This is a genomic window from Cognaticolwellia beringensis (genome assembly GCF_002076895.1).
GTDB classification, from domain to species: Bacteria; Pseudomonadota; Gammaproteobacteria; order Enterobacterales; family Alteromonadaceae; genus Cognaticolwellia; species Cognaticolwellia beringensis.
In genome coordinates, this window is the sequence record NZ_CP020465.1 from 4,533,269 (window position 1) to 4,554,498 (window position 21,230).

General features: G+C 37.4%; 18 protein-coding genes. 10 read left to right on the forward strand and 8 right to left on the reverse strand.

The window, feature by feature from the left end; genetic code table 11:
- Window positions 1–169: 169 nt before the first annotated feature.
- Entirely contained in the window at window positions 170–1,009 is an 840-nt protein-coding gene (locus tag B5D82_RS19085; protein ID WP_081153984.1) for a universal stress protein, read from the forward strand.
- 83 nt (window positions 1,010–1,092) lie between these two features.
- Here B5D82_RS19085 and B5D82_RS19090 read toward each other — a convergent pair whose 3' ends face one another.
- The 3 genes from B5D82_RS19090 to B5D82_RS19100 are packed head-to-tail and all read right to left on the reverse strand — an operon-like array spanning window position 1,093 to window position 7,123.
- Window positions 1,093–1,569, reverse strand: coding sequence for a hypothetical protein (locus tag B5D82_RS19090; RefSeq protein WP_081153986.1), 477 nt, complete (start codon window positions 1,567–1,569; stop codon window positions 1,093–1,095).
- Between the two features lie 35 nt (window positions 1,570–1,604).
- Window positions 1,605–5,324 carry a translocation/assembly module TamB domain-containing protein gene (locus B5D82_RS19095; protein ID WP_157673939.1) on the reverse strand — a complete coding sequence of 1,240 codons (3,720 nt, stop codon included), beginning with the start codon at window positions 5,322–5,324 and terminating at the stop codon, window positions 1,605–1,607.
- A 20-nt stretch (window positions 5,325–5,344) separates the two neighbouring features.
- Window positions 5,345–7,123, reverse strand: a complete 1,779-nt coding sequence (locus B5D82_RS19100; protein WP_157673940.1) for an autotransporter assembly complex protein TamA — start codon at window positions 7,121–7,123, stop codon at window positions 5,345–5,347.
- Between the two features lie 264 nt (window positions 7,124–7,387).
- Between B5D82_RS19100 and B5D82_RS19105 the strand changes: the two genes are divergently transcribed.
- A complete protein-coding gene (locus B5D82_RS19105) occupies window positions 7,388–8,566 on the forward strand; it encodes a cation:proton antiporter (RefSeq protein WP_081153992.1) in 1,179 nt (392 codons plus the stop codon).
- A 119-nt stretch (window positions 8,567–8,685) separates the two neighbouring features.
- Here the strand turns inward: B5D82_RS19105 and B5D82_RS19110 are convergent, their stop codons facing one another.
- Window positions 8,686–9,645, reverse strand: a complete 960-nt coding sequence (locus B5D82_RS19110; protein ID WP_157673941.1) for a magnesium transporter CorA family protein — start codon at window positions 9,643–9,645, stop codon at window positions 8,686–8,688.
- Between the two features lie 287 nt (window positions 9,646–9,932).
- Here B5D82_RS19110 and B5D82_RS19115 point away from each other — a divergent pair, with 287 nt between their 5' ends.
- Window positions 9,933–11,285, forward strand: a complete 1,353-nt coding sequence (locus B5D82_RS19115) for a magnesium transporter (RefSeq protein ID WP_081153996.1) — start codon at window positions 9,933–9,935, stop codon at window positions 11,283–11,285.
- A 23-nt stretch (window positions 11,286–11,308) separates the two neighbouring features.
- Window positions 11,309–12,373, forward strand: coding sequence for a DUF21 domain-containing protein (locus B5D82_RS19120; RefSeq protein ID WP_081153998.1), 1,065 nt, complete (start codon window positions 11,309–11,311; stop codon window positions 12,371–12,373).
- A gap of 168 nt (window positions 12,374–12,541) precedes the next feature.
- Here B5D82_RS19120 and B5D82_RS19125 read toward each other — a convergent pair whose 3' ends face one another.
- The 4 genes from B5D82_RS19125 to B5D82_RS19140 form a co-directional block, all read right to left on the reverse strand.
- The gene (locus B5D82_RS19125) at window positions 12,542–13,408 is read right to left on the reverse strand and encodes a universal stress protein (protein WP_081154000.1); all 867 of its coding nucleotides are present in this window, start codon (window positions 13,406–13,408) and stop codon (window positions 12,542–12,544) included.
- A 160-nt stretch (window positions 13,409–13,568) separates the two neighbouring features.
- Window positions 13,569–13,937, reverse strand: a complete 369-nt coding sequence (locus B5D82_RS19130; RefSeq protein WP_081154002.1) for a hypothetical protein — start codon at window positions 13,935–13,937, stop codon at window positions 13,569–13,571.
- A gap of 178 nt (window positions 13,938–14,115) precedes the next feature.
- The gene (locus tag B5D82_RS20075; RefSeq protein ID WP_155866818.1) at window positions 14,116–14,325 is read right to left on the reverse strand and encodes a hypothetical protein; all 210 of its coding nucleotides are present in this window, start codon (window positions 14,323–14,325) and stop codon (window positions 14,116–14,118) included.
- A 119-nt stretch (window positions 14,326–14,444) separates the two neighbouring features.
- Window positions 14,445–15,695 carry a bifunctional alpha/beta hydrolase/OsmC family protein gene (locus B5D82_RS19140; protein WP_081154006.1) on the reverse strand — a complete coding sequence of 417 codons (1,251 nt, stop codon included), beginning with the start codon at window positions 15,693–15,695 and terminating at the stop codon, window positions 14,445–14,447.
- Between the two features lie 174 nt (window positions 15,696–15,869).
- On the opposite strand from B5D82_RS19140, the gene B5D82_RS19145 reads away from it, so the two are divergent.
- The 6 genes from B5D82_RS19145 (at window position 15,870) to B5D82_RS19170 (ending at window position 21,191) form a co-directional block, all read left to right on the forward strand.
- The gene (locus tag B5D82_RS19145; protein WP_081154008.1) at window positions 15,870–17,090 is read left to right on the forward strand and encodes a M24 family metallopeptidase; all 1,221 of its coding nucleotides are present in this window, start codon (window positions 15,870–15,872) and stop codon (window positions 17,088–17,090) included.
- A 164-nt stretch (window positions 17,091–17,254) separates the two neighbouring features.
- The gene (locus B5D82_RS19150; protein ID WP_081154010.1) at window positions 17,255–17,806 is read left to right on the forward strand and encodes a septation protein A; all 552 of its coding nucleotides are present in this window, start codon (window positions 17,255–17,257) and stop codon (window positions 17,804–17,806) included.
- A 54-nt stretch (window positions 17,807–17,860) separates the two neighbouring features.
- The gene (locus tag B5D82_RS19155; protein WP_081154012.1) at window positions 17,861–18,163 is read left to right on the forward strand and encodes a YciI family protein; all 303 of its coding nucleotides are present in this window, start codon (window positions 17,861–17,863) and stop codon (window positions 18,161–18,163) included.
- 16 nt (window positions 18,164–18,179) lie between these two features.
- Window positions 18,180–18,584 (forward strand): lysozyme inhibitor LprI family protein, encoded by a 405-nt coding sequence (locus B5D82_RS19160; protein WP_081154014.1) that lies wholly within the window; start codon window positions 18,180–18,182, stop codon window positions 18,582–18,584.
- A gap of 266 nt (window positions 18,585–18,850) precedes the next feature.
- Window positions 18,851–19,714 (forward strand): Kelch repeat-containing protein, encoded by an 864-nt coding sequence (locus B5D82_RS19165; RefSeq protein ID WP_172820661.1) that lies wholly within the window; start codon window positions 18,851–18,853, stop codon window positions 19,712–19,714.
- A 510-nt stretch (window positions 19,715–20,224) separates the two neighbouring features.
- Window positions 20,225–21,191, forward strand: a protein-coding gene (locus tag B5D82_RS19170; protein ID WP_245807639.1) for an IS630 family transposase whose coding sequence is annotated in 2 segments (ribosomal slippage) — window positions 20,225–20,625 and window positions 20,624–21,191 — 969 coding nt in all. Because the reading frame shifts where the segments join, the coding sequence is not laid out codon by codon here.
- Window positions 21,192–21,230 lie beyond the last annotated feature (39 nt).

A 21,230-nucleotide genomic window follows, 5' to 3' on the forward strand; every position in this document is an offset into this window, starting at 1 on the left:
CGATTATTTACTAATGATAATCTCAAAATTAAGCTTATTTTTCAATTAACAATGTCTTTCAACAAAATCTTTATATATTTATAGATTATGCTATCTTAAGTCACTTGTGTATATACCCAATACCGCTTATAAACTGGCTGTTACCCATTAACCATCCAAGGAACGTTTCATGACAACATTACACATTGTTTTGTCAGATTTGGAAGTCACTCATGCCATTCTTGCTAAAATAACCAAACTGCAGAATAAATATTCAGCGAATGTTGTTTGGTATTTACATCATCATCAACGATTTTTTGATCGTCTTTATTTTTCTAATGAATTGGCCGATATTTCAGATGATTTGCAAGCAAGTCATCAAAGCAAAGTTGCTCAAATCGGGCTTAAAATAACAAAGTACTTTCCGAAAAGTAGCATTAATATCTGCAAGGACAAATACTGGTCAAAACAACTGAACAACAACGCTAACAGTCTCGATAAAACGGTTATTATTCGTTCAAAGACAGGTCTTACCTCGGCTGATAATCAGTATATTAGTGACAATAAAAGTACAATATTTATATTAAATCAAGAAAAGTGGTTTTCTGATGGTAAAGCAATAGGGGCAATTGACCCTTTTCATGAAGATGATGAGGAAAATATATCAGCTCGAAACGTCGTAGACTTTATGAGGCATTGGAGCTCAGCCAGCGAGCAAACCGAACCACTTTTATTACACGTTATTCACATCCCACCTTTAGCGATTGAATATGAAAAAAAGATCGAAGCTCTGCACAAAGAACAAATTTATCGTTTCGCTAAAACAGTAAAATGTCCAAAGAATTTATTAACCTTTACTCGCGGAACACCCGAAGATGCTTTATTAAGCTACGCTGACAACAATAAAATAGATTTAATTGTACTAGGTTGTAGAGAGCACAGTTTATTTGATAAGTGGCTCAATGGCTCAACAATTTCAGCGCTGATCAGCCATCAGCAATGCGATATAGTTTTAATTAATACCCCTTAAATGAGCTGAGGATGTGACTGATGAATATACTAACGGTTTTTCATTAGTCACATCAATTACTGTTAACTTATATGCACTAAACTCTACATATTCAATATAAAAAATAAATCGCCAAACCCCCACAACAAGGTACCGGTAATAAGTAAAGAGACTTCGAGAATGCCAAGTTGTAATCTAACGGCTTGTAATATTTTCTCCGCTTTTTCTTCAAAGTCGTCTTCTATGATTTGAATTTCGTTCTCTATATTTTCGGCAGATACTTTTAGCTTACGAAGTTTTCTTTTAGCGCGAGCCAGTGTTATACGATGATGAAAATTAAGTCGGCCAATTAATAATCGCTCCTGTATTATGCCACCTAATCCCGACCAAACACCCAGTACTGCAATTAAACAACCACTGCGAGAAAGCCATTCCAAACCAGCAAATTGTATTATTGATAAATAGATCCCAAGCGCCGCTATTAGAATGGCTAATAACCAATTAATAAATGGATGACGTTGAGGAACAGTTACTGCGGCTACTAAAGCTTCTGGGGTCTGCTCAGCTGGATCTGTTGACATAAGTTACCTTTTTATTTTTTATTTTATGTGGCACGTTAATCGTTGTCTTTGTCTTTTTTTGTATCTTTGGCAGGTGAAAACTGCTTTTTATAGTTAATGTTAGCACTTATCTCATCTCCACTGATCGCTTCAAAAGATATACTCGGCGAAAGTTTATATTCTATGCTCCAGCCTGCTTGAACGCCGCTGTCAGAATCAATACTGGTACCATAACCAACATTTAAGCGGTCATTAATTTTCGCAGCAATATCAACTCGAGTACTGTTACCATTATTGCCGCTTTTACTGGTAAATTCGACATCTTTAAGTCCTAATTGATCACCAATTTTTTGCACTAATTTATTGGCACTCTCCACACCTAAGCTGATGGCTGCACTCGTCAATGCATTACCTTCTTGTTGTGATAAAGAGTTTAAATTACGACCGGTAATTAGTAATGACAATACATTTTCATCTGCCATCGTTGGCTCTGAGAATAAGGTTAAGCGCGGTTTCTGCAATGTGCCATCAGCAATAATACCAACTTTTATATCATCAACTATCCGAATTGCTCGAAATTGAATACTTGGGTTTGCAGCCGTGCCAAGAAACAGTAATTGTCCCTGCTCAATAGTTAAGGTTTGTTTATAAGCTTCAAATTTACCATCTTTTAAATCTAAACGACCATTAAGGGTTAAAGGATGACCCGAAAGCAGTGTTGAGGATAAGTTGCCCTGTATTTCACTTGATAAACCAAAGCCGCTGACTCGAACGTTATTACCTGCTGAAAGAGTTAGCGAAATATTATAATCGAATGGAGAGTCTTTTACGCTTAAGGCTTTTTCATCAACAATAACTTGGTCTTCTGACACATTAATAGCTGGCTTTGGCAAAGACGATATTTTAATATCTGCTTGGTCAACAACCAAGTTCCCGTCAACCGTTAAGAAATTGTCTTGGTAATTTGCCTTCAACGTCGGCGAAACAATTAATTTATTATCACTATTATTAACGAGGGTAACTTGTTGCCCTTCAACAGTTAGATTAGCTTTTATTGGCGAAGATAACTTTGCATCGCCAGCAATTGTTAAGGCTCCTTGCGGATTTTGCAGTTCACCCAATAATATAATGCTGTCTTGTTGGCTACTTAACTTTATTTTACTGTTACTGATATCTAAGCCATATTCATCAATAATTAATTGATTAATAGCAAGCGAACCCTCTCCGTCAAATAACGGTTTTTGCCAAGTACCTGCTAAAGTAAAGTTTTGCACTAAGCTGATATCTATTTTATCAATACTTTTTTGCCAGTGCTTGAGCCAGTCAAACTCTTTTATATTAAGTGATAAGTCACCACCAATGTTAGCAGAATCAACCAATGGCCAATCACTGTTTAGTTCAGCCGTTATTTCATCTACGCCGGGTAAGCGGATATTCAAACTCGTGTTTACTTTATCTTGCTGCCATTTACCTTGCAGCTTCACCAGTGCGATAGTTAGTATGCGTTTTGATAACGCCGTTTCATCTTTACTGTTTTCATCCGGAATACTTAAAGTAATATCAGTCTGTTCTAGATCAAAATCGACTTTATAGTCCGGCGTAATCGACATCAAGATCTGACCTTCAGGCATAACAATATTAGATTGCCACTGTGGTAAATTTACCAAGGTATTTATAGTTTGCCATTGTGTGGTTATTGCAATGTTATTTTGCTGCTGCTGGGAACTTAGCGTTAACGCTTGTGCATGCACTTGAACTTGTGAAGATTGCCATTTAAAACTAGGAATTGTTATATTGGCACTAACCTTTTCCAATTGTTTACCTTTCCCTACTAAAGCTAAGTTGCCCGTCACAGTTCCTTCAACTACCTGTAAATGACTTTGCGGTTGTGCGAGTAGTATTGATTGCCATGCTTGGAGTTGCTCAAAAACCGGTGACACTGCCCATTGTTCGAAAAACAAATCAGCTGACCACTGCTGATTTGAATTCTCAGCGTTAAGACATAATTTACCACTACCGCTAAGGCATAGATTTTTAATGCGCTGCGTATCAGCACTCAGCCTTAGTTGTTCAGACGCGACTAAAAATGTTTCTTTTTGATTTAGCGCCTCAAACTCAAGGTTATCGATTTGCCACATAGTAGTAGCTAAATCACTATCGAGGGTCAAAGGCTTAGTGTTTTTTTGCAACAGTTGGCCGTCAAGGGTTAAATTAACCGATGTATTTTCTGCTAATTTTGCGCTGACGAGTAAATGATGTTTTTCTGGTAATCCAGAAAACTTTAATGACGGCACCGCCACAGCGTTATCACTTATATTGAAAGAGTCTGCTGTCATGTCCGCCAACCAGCGTTTGCCTAAATCTATTGACCATTGAATATTTTTACCGTCAAAACTTGCCAAAGCTAGCTGTTCTATTTTACCTTCGCTGGTAACCAACCAAGTAGACTTCAGCTTTTCTATTTGCCAACTTGCTTTGATATTATTAACCTGCAGCGCATTTTCCAATATTAATGAGCGACCTTCAACGTGCCCTTTTAGCCATAAGTTTTCAGTGTTTGGATTATCAACATTTAGCTCGCCTTGTAATGCAGCGGTTAACTCACCGAATATAATTTCATTACTTTTAAACTTAAAAGCGCCCTGCTCGATGTTCATATCTAGATTGGCTAGAACTGGCCATGATTGCTTTACCGCTGAACTATCGTTATTAATCGCATCAGGAAATACTTGCTGTATAGATGAGGCTACCTGTGCTTCTTTGAGCTCACTTTTTAATAACAAAGTAGCTGTTGCACTCGAACGCCAATCAAGCACACTCGCGAGTTCTGTACTCACATCTACCGTAATAGGTTCAAACGTTTGCCAAGTTGCTTGTGCTTGCAAGTTAGCCGTTAATTTAGGCCAAGTAAGTGCAAAATTTGCTTTGACTTGTTCGACAGAGAGATTTTCATTAGCCAATGCTACTTGTTGTTTTTCAGCTATTAATTTGCCATTTTTTAAAAACAAACCTTGATTATAAAACCAATCGCTAGTTACCAGCAATTGATTAGGTGATTGCAATTTCAAGGTGAATTTTGATGATTCGCTTAAGCGCCCTTTTGATTTGACGTTGGCAGAAAGTTTTGACCCTTGGACATTAATTGCCAGCTGATGTTGCCATTTTTTGCGCATATCAATATAGCCAGATACCGAAATTTTATGATCATCAAAGGTAAGGTTTAAGGCACTGACACTCGCTTTACTGCCTGCTAGTGCTATTTTTTTTACGTCTAGCGCAGTAATAGTGTACTGGACACTTGCTTCAGGTGTATTTTCATTAGCTGACGTTATTTCAGGTGTCGTTGCTTTATAGTTTATAGCGGCAATACTAACTTGTTTAACTTTGATTTCAACCGGCAATTGTACTGTGCTAAGTTCTGGTAAAGCATCTTGTGGATTGGTCGTCTTTTTATCGCTAATTATTGACACATCTAACGAGCTTAAATTGATGTTATCGCAAGTTACTAACCTATCAATTAAAGTCAGCCATTGGCAGTCAACTGCGATATCTTTAACGTGCAAAGTTGTCCCAGGTTCTTGCCAATTAAGCTCTGTTAAATATATGCGCGAGCTTAATGTGCCGCTAACTTTACCTATACTCAAAGCTTGTGGTTGAAATTGTGCACCGCGTTTAACTAACCACTGCAAACCTGATTCAGTAGTATAAAGCCATGTCAGTATTAGCAGTACAATAGCAATTAACACGGTTGACACTAGGCTGAACCACTTTAACATTGCTTTCTTTTTGAAGTAGTTCATAGATCCGGCCCAATAGTAATATGAAAGCGCCACCCCTTGTTACCATCAAGTGCCTTAGCAATGTCTAGCCGAATGGCACCAATAGGTGTTACCCACCTTAAACCTGTGCCCACTGACTTTTGCAATTCCCAATCTTTCCAGTCATTAAAAGCATTACCCTGATCGGTAAATATCGCCCAACGAAAGCTTTCATTAAACAAATAATCAATTTCAACGCCTGAGGATAATAGGTGTTTGCCGCCAATAGGGGTTTCATTATCGATGGGCGACAAACTTTGATGTTCATACCCTCTGACAGAGACATCACCACCAGCAAAAAAACGATAGGTAGACGGCATGGAACGATTAAATTCTTCAGTATCCATCCAAGTTGTGCCTAATCTAGCACGCAACAACAAACGCCAGTCGTCATTTAACGACCAGATACGTTTTATTTTTTGGTCAGTTTGTAAAAACTTGATATCAGGGTTGCTCAGTTGTTCGCTACTGAAACGAATAGTACTTTGCCAACGCCAACCTTCAATTGCTGAAAAGGGATCAGTAACACTGTAGTAGTTTAATTGCCATGAAGGCACAATATATTTAAGATTCTGATTTACATCTGCCTCAGACTCTAATTGCTCTTGTGCCATCGCAATTGACCATTGACTTGACCAATGAAGATCAATTTTATTCGCTAAAATAGATTCTAAGGTGAGTATTTTGCTACGGCCTATTTCCTCATTTTTAATTTCATAGCTCAGTAGATTTATCCACTTGCTACTGGCTTTATCTAACGGTATTTCATATTGAAATGTTGCGTGTATATCAGCATTATCTAGTTTTACTTTATTAAAATCGACCGAAGCAACATATTGATGAGCTTTATTGTTTACCCGTCTATTTCGCCAACTAACACCTAGCTTTCCTCCACTGTCTGTACCATAACCCAGTAGCGTTTTCAGTTCATATTTCTCAGTATCAATTATTGAAAGGTTAATATCGACCTGATGGGTCACATGGTTAACAGATTGCTCAACAACCACTGATTTAAAAAACCCAGAACGATTAAGTGCCTGCTGGCTTGAAATAATATCGAGCTGACTGTATGCGTCACCTGGGCGAATAGTTGAATAACTATTAACTAAGTCATGAGATAAAACTGTCCCCTCAATGCTAATGCTCTTAATGGTATAACGAGCCCCGCAGTTGAATATCCACTTAACATTCGCTTGATGTTTTGCGATATCGACATTTAATGCACTAGCGGTAAATGTTGCATTCAACAGACCTAATTCTTGTGATACCCGTTCTATCGTTGATTTAAATTGACTGTATTCACCATGGTTAATTACCTTGCCTTTTAAAAAAGGATGTTTACCAACAAGTTTTGATATTTCCTCAACTTCAGTCTCACAGTTGAGCACAATACTAGTACTGTTCCAGCGCACAGGTTCTTGTAATTCAACCGTTAATGCTTTGCCTTGTTTATCGTCGGCCAAGGTTAACGTAGGTTGGTAATAGCCCAATGCTTGCAATGCGCTGCGAGCTTTAATTAAAATATAAGAGTCAGATTGTGGAAAGCCCAGCAAAGACAGGGGAATAATATTTTCATTAGTACTTAAATTACGCAAAATATTAGTTTTAAAGGCCGCTTCCACGCCAATAATATTAAGGTGAGTACCTAGCTTAGCGTCGGGTTCTGCTGACTGTACTTTAAAGGTACTAACCAACATAAACACAGAAATTAAGCTATAAATAACTCGAGTACTGTAGGGATAATTCAGATATTTCAATATTTTTCCATGGTTGATTAACGGGTGCAGTTTCTCAGCAGGTCATAATTATGACGACTTTGTAACATGAGTTCATTAAATAATTACTATTTACTTCAAATTGGAAGAAAACGTATTCGCTATAAAATAAAGTAGTTTACACTACTATCAAAACACCTAGTTTTTTACCTTAACTTTATCAACAATCATCGACATTTATAAGCAGTAACTTTAAATGTAAATTTACCCATTTACTCCAATATTATTTTTAAAAGGTTAACACCTATGCATATGGACCCATTTCTACCGCAAGCGGTTGGCGCTATTTTCTTTATATTACTGCTAGGTTTTATCTTGAAATTTTTTCGCCAACCGCATGTGGTTGCGTACTTAATTGCAGGGATTGTTATTGGGCCTTGGGGCGTTGGTTTAGTCACCGACATTGATAGTATTTCGCGTTTAGGTACTGCTGGTGTGGTTTTACTGCTCTTTTTTGTCGGCATGGAGACTGACATCCATAAATTAGTTGAAAACTGGAAGCTAATTATTTTCGGCACTCTAATGCAAATTTTATTAAGTGTGGCTTGTGTTTGGTTACTAGGGCTGTGGTTTGATTGGAGTTTAGCCAGAATTGTATTAATTGGCTTTGTTATTAGCTTAAGTAGTACCGCTATTGTTATTAAATTATTGCAAGATAATGGCATGCTTTCTTCAAGTTTAGGGCAAAGCGCTTTAGGTATTTTACTCGCGCAAGACTTAGCAATTATTCCTATGCTGATCATCATAGGTTTGCTAGGTGCTGGTAATATCGACAATGTCCAATTAGTTAAGCAAGGTGTCGGCACCATATGTGCCATCGTGCTATTTGGCTTTATCATCACCCGTAAACAGGTGCACTTACCACTGTCAAAATGGCTAAAAGATGATAAAGAATTACAGCTTTTTGCGGCATTAGGTATTTGTTTTGGCTTGGCTACGCTAACAGCATGGTTTGAACTATCGACGGCTTTGGGCGCTTTTATTGCCGGTATGCTAGTCGGCGCTGCGAAGGAAACGCTTTGGGTTCATCGTACATTAGACTCTTTCAAAGTATTATTTGTCGCGTTATTTTTTGTCTCTGTAGGCATGTTGCTTGATGTTAGCTTTCTTATCAGTCATTGGCAGCAAACTGCTATTCTGGTCATGGCTGCACTGGTCACCAATATTTTTATCAATGCTATTATTTTAAAACTGTCTAAATTTAGTTGGAAAGAAAGTCTTTATGCAGGGGTGTTGTTGTCACAAATTGGAGAGTTTAGTTTTGTGTTGGCAGCGGTTGGTTATCAGGCCAATATTATTAATGATTACGGTTATCAATTAGCCTTATGTGTTATTTCACTGTCTTTACTCACGAGTCCTATTTGGATCGGCATGAGTAAAAAATGGCTTAAATTCAATCATAACCCGGCCAAAGAGTCAGTCTAATTAAAAATTTGGAGTTTTGTAACATCAAGAGTTATATCGTTACTCACGGTATAACTCTTGATTCAACGGCTTGAGACTCAGGTTTAAGGTTCAGGCTTAAGATTCAGGCTTAAAGGTTACTATAACCAACGTTTTTTCTTAAACACCACGAGTAATACCACTGAAACCACAGCCATTACACCTAATAAAATGAAATAACCATTATCAGCTTTTAGCTCAGGTATATACTCAAAGTTCATGCCATAGATACCGGCAAGAAAGGTTAAAGGTACAAATAACGCCGTAATAACGGTTAACACCCGCATCGTGGCATTCAATTGGTGCGATGTTACTGACATGTAGCCGTTAATTAAATCACCACAAATATCGTAATACATTTGTGACAAACTTAGCAGACGGTCTAAACGTTCGCGCAAATCGGTAACCGTATGGGTTTCTTTATCGGTAATTAAGTCAGTATCCTCATCGTCGACATAAGCTTTCAAGGTTTCGCCCATGTTAACGTGATAATTAAAGGTACGCCTTATTTTCACCAGTTGTGAGCGGTATGAGGTAATTTGCTTCATCATTTGGTCATTACCGCTTAACTGGAAATCATCTTCAATTCTTTCTAGCTCAGCTTCAAAATTAAACATTTCCTTAAGATAGAAGCCACAGCTGCTGTGGAAAAGTTTAAGTGCTAAATGTATTGGACTGCGTTTAAGGTGTTTTTCACCGACTTCGCTAAATAATTCATTAATCGCTAAAGAGCTTTTTGGGTGTCGGGTTATTAACACACGTTTACCGATAAACAAGCTTACTTGTAAATGGTTAAAATTAAGGCTGTCTTCATTGGCTACTATGCCGCGATACAGCATAAAGATATAATCTTTAAACAATTCGATTTTAGGAGGATGGCGCTCACGAAGCGCATCACTAATCGCAAGGGGATGGCAGTTAAATTCCGTTAGTATCTGTGTTTCTTCTTTTATTTCAACGTTATCAAGATCAATCCACAGTGTAGTATCTTCGTTTTTTTGCCATTGACTTATTAATTCACTACTACCAATTACGGTTTTTTCCGTCGGTGATATCAACATACATTTTATCATTATATAATCTCTATATGCCCCGCATTGAACGGGATGTTTTATTAACCCTGATCCTTGTATCATTTGATGGTTAGGCACAAAGTCAGTAACAAAGAAAACTTTCAAAAGAAGTTAACTAATTGTATTTAAAGTTAACTGATTTCCTCTTGATTGTAATACAATTAACTATAAATACGAATAAAATTAACATCATAATAGCTAATCGTAGATGTTATACAGATACTCAACTAATAAAGATCATATCCCGTTATTAAAACGGTTTTAAGGATAAACGAATGTTAGAAAATGCCATTGATAAATTATCCTTAGTCATCGACGATATTCTCATTGCAGAGCACGAGCAAGACATTGCTACCATTATGCTCGCTGCAAATGAAACACTAGTGGCTGAACAATTTGCCTTGTTGATTGAAGCCCTGCCGCAAGATAAACGCTTAAGTGTTTGGGCTACTTATCCAGAAGAAACGCAAAGAGCTGCTTTTGTTGATATGGGGCAAGGCACAAGAACAAGCCTAATACAGGCATTAAGCGATGAAGAATGTTTCGATTTACTTGCTCAACTAGACGTTGATGATGTAATTGAAATTGCAGAAGAAATACCCAGTCGTTTATTAAAATATGCGATAAAAAGCTTAGACGACTCACAACGTAAGTTATACCAACAAGCACAGCAATTTAGCGTTGATGAAGTCGGCCATTGGTTAGACTACAATTATGTTCGCATTTCGGAAAAGCTTAAAATAACCAGTGCTCAGTTACTGTTACAAAAAGGTTTATCACCATATACCGAAGACTTTTATGCGGTAAATAAAGAAGGCGTTTTAACTGGTACTGTCGACATCAATAGTTTGATTCAAAGTGATGGTGAAAACACCTTAAAAACACTTTTTTCGCCTGAAATAATCAAACTTAATGGTCATGACGAATTAACAGCGGCCGCAGAAGCGGTAATATTATCAGGCAAAATGTCGTTACCAGTAGTTGATGAAAACGATCATTTTCTTGGTCGCTTTACTGTTGAAACGGCTTATCAAGTAAAACAAGAAACGCAGACAGAGCAAATCAATAGTGCTGCGGGTTTAACTACCGACGAAGATTTATTTTCGAGCGTTAGAACCAGTGCGAAAAACCGTGGTATTTGGCTTGGCATTAATTTGTTGACGGCTTTTTTAGCCTCTTGGTTTATTGGTTTTTTTGAAGCAACACTACAACAAGTAGTCGCTTTAGCGGTATTAATGCCAGTAGTCGCGTCTATGGGTGGGGTTTCTGGTAGTCAAACCTTAACTGTAATTGTTCGAGGTATGGCATTAGGCCAAATAACAGAACAAAACAGAAAGGTGCTGCTGCGAAAAGAATTAAAAGTTGGTGGGCTAAATGGCATAATTTGGTCTGTTGTTATTGGTGCTATCACCTACTTTTGGTTTGACAGTGCAGAATTAAGTTTAGTTATTGCTTTAGCAATCTTATTAAATTTACTGACGGCGTCAGCATCCGGCGTTATGATCCCGGCTATATTAAACAAATTGAATATTGACCCTGCTTTATCTGGCTCAGTTATTTTAACCACAGTAACTGATATTGTTGGTTTTGTTGTGTTTTTAGGATTAGGTAGCTTACTGCTACTATAGAAAAGTAAAAGAGGATTTAAGTAATGCCCGTAGAAACTATCACCTGGATTGCTATTGTGTTTTGTATTTCACAATCAGCTATTTTTTCAGGATTAAATTTAGCCTTTTTTTCTCTCAGCAGATTACAGCTAGAAGTTGAAGCGAATAAAGGCAATAAAGCAGCAAAAATTGTCTTAACGCTGAGAAACGATTCTAATTTTTTACTTGCGACTATTTTATGGGGCAATGTCGGTATTAATGTTTTATTAACCATGTTGTCAGATTCGGTATTGGCCGGTGTTGGTGCGTTTCTATTTTCAACGATAGCCATTACCATCATAGGTGAGATAACCCCCCAAGCATACTTTTCTCGTAATGCTTTAAAAATGGGTAGCATGCTGGCACCTATTATTCGTTTCTATCAATTTGTGCTTTATCCTGTTGCGCGTCCAAGTGCTTTGATACTTGACGCTTGGTTGGGCAAAGAAGGTATTACCTATTTAGGCGAGAGTGAATTAGGTAACATCATTAAAGAGCATATACGAGCTGAAGAAGCAGACTTGAATCATGTTGAAGGTATTGGTGCATTAAACTTTTTTGCTTTAGATGAAATTAAAGTAACAGAAGAAGGTGAAGTGATAGACCCTCACTCTATTATCGCCTTACCGACAAAACTTGATTTACCTATTTTGCCAGATACCTATACAGGTCCAAACGATCCGTTTTTAACCATGCTTAACCAGTCAGGCCATAGTTGGGTGGTTATTACCAACCTTGAAGGTACCCCGTTATTGGTTATTGATGCAGATGGCTTCTTGCGTAGCGCGCTGTTTCAGTCAGAAACTTTTGACCCTTATAACTTTTGCCATCGCCCGGTTGTTATTACCGATGAAACAACCTCGTTGAATGAAGCTATTTTAAAAATGAAAGTGAATACGTCAACTGATAAGAACTTTGATGGTGTGATAGAGCACGATGTACTGCTGGTCTGGGGTGAAACTAGACGAATTATTACCGGTGCAGATATTTTTGGTCGCTTACTTAAAGGCATGTTGCCATTAGTGCAACACAACGAGAAAGTAGCAGAGTTGATTAACGCTAAGAAGTGAATATAGCTCTATAAGATGCCCTTTCGAAAAATTAACTTCGGCTATATATTTAGCCGAAGTTTTTCTATTAAACTCTGATTAACGAAAGCTGACAGCAAACCGATAACAATATAATTAATCAATATAATTAATTCGCTACTTACACCAAGTTAATTAATCAAATGGGTATTACTCTGGTTTTAAAGCAAGCACATCAGATTTTAATAAACTCAATATTTTCTCCGCTGTATTACCTAACACTTTGGCTTTTAAACCTTTCCGGCCAACTGTTCCGATAACGACTAGCCCTGCTTTTTGTTTGGCTGCAATACTGGGGATCACTTTTTCAGGATCGCCTGCTTTAATGAAAAAATTAGCCACAGGAATTCCGTATTCAGTGGCCAACTTTTCAATTTTAGCCTTTAAGGATTTTTCTGCTTTTCTTTCCAATTCGTCTTTGTAATGTATGCCTAAATCACGTAATACTTTCGAAAACAGTACGGTATAGCATACAAATAACTCAGCCTCATTGGTTTCGGCAAATAATTTCGCTGCTTTTAATATTTGATGATTAAGTGCTTGTTTGCTTTTGCGTTTTGTTTCTAGGTCAACAGCGGCTAAAACATTAGGCGATTTACGCCACTTATTATCGCTAACAATAAATACCGGTGCTGGACATTCACGTAATAATTGCCAATCGGTTGAAGTGTACAAAAACGTCTCACTACGATTTGCAGTTTTTACCACCATCAGTGGGTTTTGCTCTTTTGCGTAGCTATTTATCCAATCGTAAATACGTTTTTCCCACACCACTTCAAAGCTGTAGTTAATGCCTTTAGGAATTAAAGTCGCGAGTGATTTTTTTGCCTCATCACTCACAGCATCAAGTAATGCTTGTTTTATGTTTTGGGGATCATCTTGAATAAGCCGTAAACTTTGATAACAAAAATAAACAATATGCAAAGAATTGCTGGTGTTTTTAGCCAATTCACAAGCGCGTTGAATGGCGACTGGTTTGCTATCCGATAAATCGGCGACAACGAAGATACTGTTCATAAAGTCCTCTTTTATTAATGTGTATATAATAAAAGTAGCATACAAAATTTTTATTTTCTTTGATATAAAACAACTATTTAATAAAAATAATGTTTAAGTGCATTAGAAAACCAAATTTTAACTAAATTAAACTTATACACTCAACGAACAAACCGTAATTTTAAGTGTTCTTTATCGCTAGCTTGCTAATTTGTTTAATGATCAAGCCAGTTATCACAACCGGCAATAAGGACAATAAGCCAAAAATAAAATTACCGCTGACAAAAATTAAAATGCTTGATAACAAAAAGCACAAAACGACAGTGGTTGCGCCAACTAACGTTATGGCTTTATGAGTAAATAAAGCACCTCCAGAGAGTACAACAGCCGACAAAATTTGAATGACACCAAAAAGTGTAATGGTGAAGTCATTAAACATGAAACCTTGCAGAAATTGTACTTCTTGGGGGCTGTGAGTAACCTTAGCTATACCCGCGGCTAGACTTAATAATGCGATAATGACGATCAGTAAATTAATAACAGTTTTCATTTAAACTCCGTGCACTAACGTTTGTTATAAGGCCCTTTATTACAAGGTCCTTTTATTACAAAGTTCTTATTAACTTATATGCTAACCAGTGGTGTTAACTAAACTCAACCGCATAACTCAACGGTTAAATCTTAAGGCACTATTAACTGTCACATTCAAGCGAACTGTCACACTCAAGCTAACTGTCACACTCAAGCTTCGCTTTATATTTTTTACTGGCATAAATATATAAAAAAACTGCAATAACGATATTAAATATACATCGTAATATTTCAGCTAATTGAAAGTTCAAGGTAACTAAAGAATAGAGCAAATCAATCGTTGATCCCAAACCCAATATAATGGCTAAAATCATAAATATTTTTTCTAAAGACATTGAGTTAGACATAATTACCAAAATTTGTGTACATACCTAATATTATCGAACTATACACTTTATAGTTTTTAAATGAAAATGAACAAATGCTTAATGCCTTACCGTATTTATAACTCTGTGCATACACAGAATTAGCCTACCAACTTACTCACCACCTTTACATTATTATGCAGGGTTTTATGAACTGGACATTTATCTGCTATTTCTAGAAATCGTGTTTGTTGCGCGGTATCTAACTCTCCAACAAAACTAATTTCACGCACGATAGCTTCAATACCTTGACCTTGATTTTCGCATTCTTGGCAATCTTGTTGATAATCTCGGCTATGTTTTAACTCAACTTTGATATGCTTTATGGCAAGTTTTTTACGCGTCGCGTACATGCGAAGTGTCATGGCAGTGCAAGCACCTAAGCCCGCAAGTAGGTGTTCGTAGGGATCAGGCCCCATATTATCGCCGCCTGCACTTTGCGGTTCATCAGCAAGCCAGTAGTGGCTATTCGTACTTACGTGTTGGGTAAATTTATGATTTTTTTCTTCGACAATTACATGCCCTTTGACCACGTTAACTTTCTCATCGGCGGACTTGTTATCACCTGCATTAATTTCAGTACTATTTTGAGTATTACTTGGGACTGAAATATATCGCCCTGCCCATGAAGCTATTATGTCTGCAGCATATTCGGCGTCAGGTTTATTGGTTAATAAGTGATCGGCACCATCTAAGCTGACAAAACTTTTGGGGTGCAATGCCGCTTGATATATTTTCTCCGCTTCACTGATATTGACTGTGCTGTCAATTGGAGAGTGCATGACTAAGAGCGCCTTTCTTAATTGACCAATGTGGCTGGTATTGTAGCGTTTAATATCATCTAAAAATTGTTTCTCGATAGTAAACACACGCCCTGCTAAATTGACTTCAGCTTTGCCATTTTTTTCAATATCATCAATTTGTAGCGCAAAGTTATGAGCAACATGCTGTGCATCTGACGGAGCCCCAATAGTAACAACGGCCATAGCCTCTTCAACATGCTGAGCAACATTAAGCACCGCCGCACCGCCTAAGCTATGGCCAATGAGTAGTCGAGGCGCTTGATATTCAGCACGGAGAAAATTCGCTGCAGCAATTAAATCTTTTATATTTGACGAGAAGTTACTATTAGCAAAGTCACCATCACTATTGCCTAAACCGGTAAAATCAAACCTTAACACGGCAATACCTTTACGCATTAAAGCTCGACTAATTCTTGATGCCGCTGCAATGTCTTTGCCACAGGTAAAACAATGCGCGAATAAGGCATAAAATTTCACATCTGATTCAGGCGTTTCAAGTAATCCACTGAGTTTGTGTTCACCGCTGATAAATTCAACTTTTTTACGCATATATTACCCTTTTAGTTAGTTCGTCTATTCGTCACATTTCTGCGCTACTGGAATTGACCGTAAGGTTTTAAGAAAAATTTCTTTTATCATAATACTAGCTAAACTTTTACGATACATTGCATATAATTTTGTATAAAATATACCGGTATTAATCAAATTCTTTAAGGAACAAGTATGACTATAGGTGTGGGCGGCTCTACCGCGAAAATTGAACTTGAGAAGTTAGTCGATATGACCGGTCAAGTCCAGGCTATAACTGAGGCTGAATTAAAACAGCGCATTGCGAAAGCGCAAACAATAATGGCTGAAAATAACATTGCAGCCACCTATATTGATGCCGGAACAAACTTATATTACTTTACAGGAACGCGATGGTACGCCAGTGAACGTATGGTGGGCGCTATTATTCCTCAACAGGGAGAAATTAAATATATTACACCGTTCTTTGAAGTGAATACGCTTAGTCAATATATGACGATAAAGGGCGAAATAAAAGGTTGGCAAGAACATGAAAGCCCTTATCACCTCGTTCAGCAAACCTTAGCTGAAGTCGGTATTACTTCAGGCCGATTAGCTATTGATGAGTCTGCCGCTTTTTTTATTGCTGACGGTATTAAAAAAGCCGCCCCCGACTTAGAACTTGTTGATGCAAAATGTGTAACAGCCGGTTGTCGTGCAGAAAAGTCAGACGCTGAAATAGCCTTATTGCAACAAGCCAAAGATATGACCATAGAGGTTCATAAAGCGGTAGCACGTATATTACATGTCGGTATTACTACTCAAGAAGTCACTAGTTTTATCGACCAAGCACATCGTAAAGTGGGCGCACCTGCCGGCTCATATTTTTGTATTGTGCTCTTTGGTGAAGATTCATCTTATCCACACGGTGTTAAATCACCAAAAACCTTAGAAAATAATGACATTGTATTAATTGACACCGGCTGCCAGGTTGAAGGATATAACTCTGACATTACACGTACTTACGTTTTTGGCGAGCCAAACCAGCGCCAACGTGACATGTGGCAAATAGAAAAACTAGCACAGAAAGCGGCCTTTGATGCGGCCAAAATTGGCGTAGCTTGTGGTGATGTGGATGTTGCAGCAAGAGATTATTTAGCAAGTCAAGATTTAGGGCCAGATTATCAAACACCTGGCTGCCCTCACAGAACTGGGCATGGTGTAGGTTTAGACATTCACGAATGGCCTTACCTAGTGCGAAGCGATAGAACACCACTAACTAAAGGGATGTGTTTTTCCAATGAACCTATGTTGGTAATACCTAATGAGTTTGGTATTCGATTGGAAGACCATTTTTATATGACTGACACGGGCGCTAAGTGGTTTACTGAGCCTTCATATTCGATCGACGACCCGTTTGGCTATCAACAAGCTTAAACAAAACTCCAACTAAATTGGTTATTTTTATGTTAGAAGTCAGGATTAAATACCTCGTTTATCCTGACTGCTAAAAACTAATACACTTTGTAGTAGTAAATAGATTGGCGTATGTCTTTGGCTTTGGATAGAATCAATACATTATAATTTTTGATATCGAGCTTATGCACGCATTTTTAGAATACATTCCGTTAGTTATTTTTTTCGTTTTTTATAAGTTTGCCGATATTTATTGGGCAACTGCCTCATTAATCGTTGCATCTGCTATACAAATAGCCTATTTCTTAATACGAAAACAGCCAATTCCAAAAAGAAATCTAATTTTCTTTGGCCTAATCGCCGTATTTGGTGGCCTGACTATTTATATGCATGACGATACCTTTTTAAAATGGAAAGTAACTATTATCCAAGGTATTTTTGCTATTGCGCTTATTGTTAGTCAAAAAATATTTAATAAAAATATTATGAAAGAGTTTTTAGGTGAAGCCTTAACCCTACCCGAAAACATCTGGAATAGATTAAATCTTGCATGGGCGCTGTTCTTTGCGCTATGTGGTTTCCTCAATTGGTACATTGCCTTTAACTTTAGTCTAGAAACCTGGGTTAACTTTAAAGTATTTGGCTTAACGGCATTAACTTTTGTGTTTGCTATTGGCTCGATAATATCATTGTATAAATACATGCCTGAAGACAAAGCAGAAGAAAAGCAAGAATAGCTTGGCATGCGTTTTTCGCGGCTTTTAATTAAACAATAATTTTTTGGATGTAAAATGTTTTATCTTATCTATAGTGAAGATGTTGAAAATAGCTTAGCGCTGCGTATGAGTGTACGTGAAAATCATTTAGATCGACTACGTGCGTTACAAGATCAAGGCAAGCTACTTGTAGCGGGCCCTTGCCCTGCTATTGATAGTGAAAACCCAGGTGATGCAGGCTTTACTGGTTCACTTATTATCGCAGAATTTGACAGTTTAGACGCTGCTAAACTGTGGGCAGACGCAGACCCTTACATAGCCGCGGGCGTTTATAAGAACGTTACCGTTAAACCGTACAAAAAAGTACTTCCAGCATAAGTATTGATTTTTAGCCATGAATAATAAAAATGTCAGTAAATACATCTTGGCAAGCTTACTACTATTTTCTAATGTGGTATTGGCTAAAAATAACGTAGCAAAGTGTGAAACAAAAATGGACACTTTATCCGAAGTGTCCCGTTGTTTGGATGGTACTAAAGTAAAAAAAGATCGAGAGTTACAAACTTGGGTAAATAATCAAATTTTTATCTTAGAAGAGTTAGCTGCTCATAACGGTCGCCGTACTTCGCTCGATATGTTTAAGCGCTCGCAACGTAATTTTATTAGCTATCGGGAAAATAACTGTCGGTGGCAATATTTAGTGGTTGCGCCTGATGAAGGCGCCGCTATTGCCTATAAAAAATGTTATATAACCTTGACACAGTATCGCATTGAAGAATTAACCCACCTTAATAAATAATTATTTTTGTATTATGACCTCTGGTTCAAAAAACGTCTTATCATCATGATAAAATTCCATAACTTACGCTCACCCATAGACTAAGTTATTCCTTGATTAAGTTATTCATCGCTTGATATATAACATGTTGTTAACATTATACAATCATGACAAACTAGCTTCACTTAATTTAATGAAGTAAATTTATGTACGCGCACAAAAACATCTGCCTTTACAGTTTTCTCATATTATTAATTATTAATCTTGTGGGCTGCGCTACCAAGCCTATGGACCCCTCAGAGCCGCTATCGCTAACAACTGCACGTTATGGTCACGCCGTTGTTAATGACGGAAACAAAATATATGTCATTGCGGGTGCTAACCAGTCTGGCTTCCTTTCTGATATAGAGGTTATTGACCCATCTACGAATAAAATTAATGTCTTGGCGAATAAAGTTATCCCAAGAAGATACTTTTCAGCGGTCTGGGATGGTAAGCATTCGATATATATATTAGGTGGCGTTAGCCTGAAAAATAAAAAGTTTCGGTATGAAAAGCGAGTTGAGATATTTGATACCCGCACAAATACAGTAAGTTTTGCTAAACCTATGCCTTTGCCAACACGGATCAACAGCGCAGTATTACTAAATGAGAAAATTTTTGTTCTAGGGGGCGCATACCCTAAAAATGGCAAATTAACCGCTAGTGCTTTAGTGACTGTGTTTGATATTAAAAATGACAATTGGAAGAGATCAGCTAATATGCCTACGGCAAAAACCACTCGGGCATTTATTAAAGGTAACTTTGTGTATGTTGTTGGTGGTTACGACAGCGTTTCATCTCTTGATGTATTTGAACGTTTTGACCCGATAATAAACCAATGGCTTACGCTCCCCCCATTACCTGTTAAAATAAGCGCTCACAGCATAAGCCTCATTGAAAATAAACTATTTATTTTTGGCGACTATAACAACTTAACCTCTACTTATCGTTATGATTTTGATGCTAACAAGTGGGAAAAAATAGATATAGACTATAAAGCTAGTCGCCATAATGCCACAACAACGCTAGGTGAAAGCACCTATGTTATAGGGGGTAATACCGGTACAAAAGGCCCGTTCCTAAATTATATTCAAGTATTTAAGCTGTAACCGAAAAACTTGACTATCGGTCTATATAAAGGTTTATCAACACTTTATCAGTAAATTTAAACTAAAGATAATTTTAGCCGTTCATATTATATATAGTTATTTTTGCGACTATAAATGTAGTTTTTGGTAAGATAAGAGTCGCAATAAAGCTTGATATACAACACAATTTACCCTAAATTATGGTTTGATTGCACATGAATGATTAGATTCAATATCTACGATGCTAAAATTTACAGATCATTAAATATTTAAAGTCACTTTTACAATCGCATGCTATTCACTGGGCTATTTTGTAAGGTATACCACAACCTAAAATTCAGTCTTTGCATATTTTAATATGTTATTGATATTTGTATTTTTTAAAATATCAAATGACACAACTTATACCAATCTGCACAAAGATGTGATCTAATGTGTTTTTATTTTGGATGCAGACACCACGCTTTGGAACAACTCACCTCAGTAGATTTACTCAAATTATCAAGAAAGGAAAAAGATGGGCGAAAGCGTATGCGTTTGCTTGCTGTTTCATACTTTTTAGATGGTCTCAGCAGAACGGATATTTCAACGACATTAAAAGTCGCTCGTTCAAGTGTTAATCGTTGGGTCACTGCTTATTTGACGAAGGGCTTGTCGGGCCTTGATAGTGTTAGCCCGAAAGGAAGACCTTCTATGCTTTCTCCAAAGCAACTAAGCCAACTTGCTCAATACGTTGAAAATCAGAGTTGCTCAACGGAGGGAGGTCGACTTATGGGACAAGATTTTTGTACCTTTATTAAGGAAGAATTCGACATAGATTATCATCGAGATCATGTATATAAAATACTGAAAAAACTAGGGTATTCATGGATAACAAGTCGCTCTAAACACCCTAAGCAATCACAAAGCGTCCAAGACGTTTTTAAAAAGCTTCCAGATGGAAACGATCCTTAACATCCCCTTTAATATTAGCTTAGATAAAGTTGATGTTTGGTTTCAAGATGAAGCACGCTTTGGCCAGCAAAATACAACAACAAGGTTATGGGCGAAAACGGGCAGTAGACCTAGAGCAGTAAGACAACAACAGTTCGAATATGCATACATGTTCGGGGCTGTTTGTCCTTCGACGGGCGCTACAGAGGCATTGATCTCACCCGTGATGAACAAAGACGTAATGAAAAAGCATTTAAAACAAATATCACGAGCCACACCCGAAGGTAGATATGCTGTTGTAGTAATGGATGGAGCTGGTTGGCATACAGAAGACACATTTGAAGATTTAAAAAATCTAGTCATGATCAAGTTACCTCCTTATTCCCCAGAGTTAAATCCAATTGAGCAGGTATGGCAATGGCTAAGACAAAATTGCCTAGCCAATAGATGCTTTAATGGCTATGAAAATATAGTTGATGAATGCAGCAATGCTTGGAATATCTTCAGAAGTGACGTAAAAAGAGTAATGTCGTTATGTAATCGTGACTGGATTAATCTGATTTAATGCTTATGCAGATTGGTATTACAAGTTATTAATTGAACT

Bases quoted from the DNA above. Each gene is read 5' to 3' on its own strand.
- B5D82_RS19085 (WP_081153984.1), top strand. From the start codon at position 170: ATGACAACATTACACATTGTTTTGTCAGATTTGGAAGTCACTCATGCC.
- B5D82_RS19090 (WP_081153986.1), bottom strand. From the start codon at position 1,569: ATGTCAACAGATCCAGCTGAGCAGACCCCAGAAGCTTTAGTAGCCGCA.
- B5D82_RS19095 (WP_157673939.1), bottom strand. From the start codon at position 5,324: ATGTTAAAGTGGTTCAGCCTAGTGTCAACCGTGTTAATTGCTATTGTA.
- B5D82_RS19105 (WP_081153992.1), top strand. From the start codon at position 7,388: ATGCATATGGACCCATTTCTACCGCAAGCGGTTGGCGCTATTTTCTTT.
- B5D82_RS19110 (WP_157673941.1), bottom strand. From the start codon at position 9,645: ATGTTGATATCACCGACGGAAAAAACCGTAATTGGTAGTAGTGAATTA.
- B5D82_RS19115 (WP_081153996.1), top strand. From the start codon at position 9,933: ATGTTAGAAAATGCCATTGATAAATTATCCTTAGTCATCGACGATATT.
- B5D82_RS19120 (WP_081153998.1), top strand. From the start codon at position 11,309: ATGCCCGTAGAAACTATCACCTGGATTGCTATTGTGTTTTGTATTTCA.
- B5D82_RS19125 (WP_081154000.1), bottom strand. From the start codon at position 13,408: ATGAACAGTATCTTCGTTGTCGCCGATTTATCGGATAGCAAACCAGTC.
- B5D82_RS19130 (WP_081154002.1), bottom strand. From the start codon at position 13,937: ATGAAAACTGTTATTAATTTACTGATCGTCATTATCGCATTATTAAGT.
- B5D82_RS20075 (WP_155866818.1), bottom strand. From the start codon at position 14,325: ATGTCTAACTCAATGTCTTTAGAAAAAATATTTATGATTTTAGCCATT.
- B5D82_RS19140 (WP_081154006.1), bottom strand. From the start codon at position 15,695: ATGCGTAAAAAAGTTGAATTTATCAGCGGTGAACACAAACTCAGTGGA.
- B5D82_RS19145 (WP_081154008.1), top strand. From the start codon at position 15,870: ATGACTATAGGTGTGGGCGGCTCTACCGCGAAAATTGAACTTGAGAAG.
- B5D82_RS19150 (WP_081154010.1), top strand. From the start codon at position 17,255: ATGCACGCATTTTTAGAATACATTCCGTTAGTTATTTTTTTCGTTTTT.
- B5D82_RS19155 (WP_081154012.1), top strand. From the start codon at position 17,861: ATGTTTTATCTTATCTATAGTGAAGATGTTGAAAATAGCTTAGCGCTG.
- B5D82_RS19160 (WP_081154014.1), top strand. From the start codon at position 18,180: ATGAATAATAAAAATGTCAGTAAATACATCTTGGCAAGCTTACTACTA.
- B5D82_RS19165 (WP_172820661.1), top strand. From the start codon at position 18,851: ATGGACCCCTCAGAGCCGCTATCGCTAACAACTGCACGTTATGGTCAC.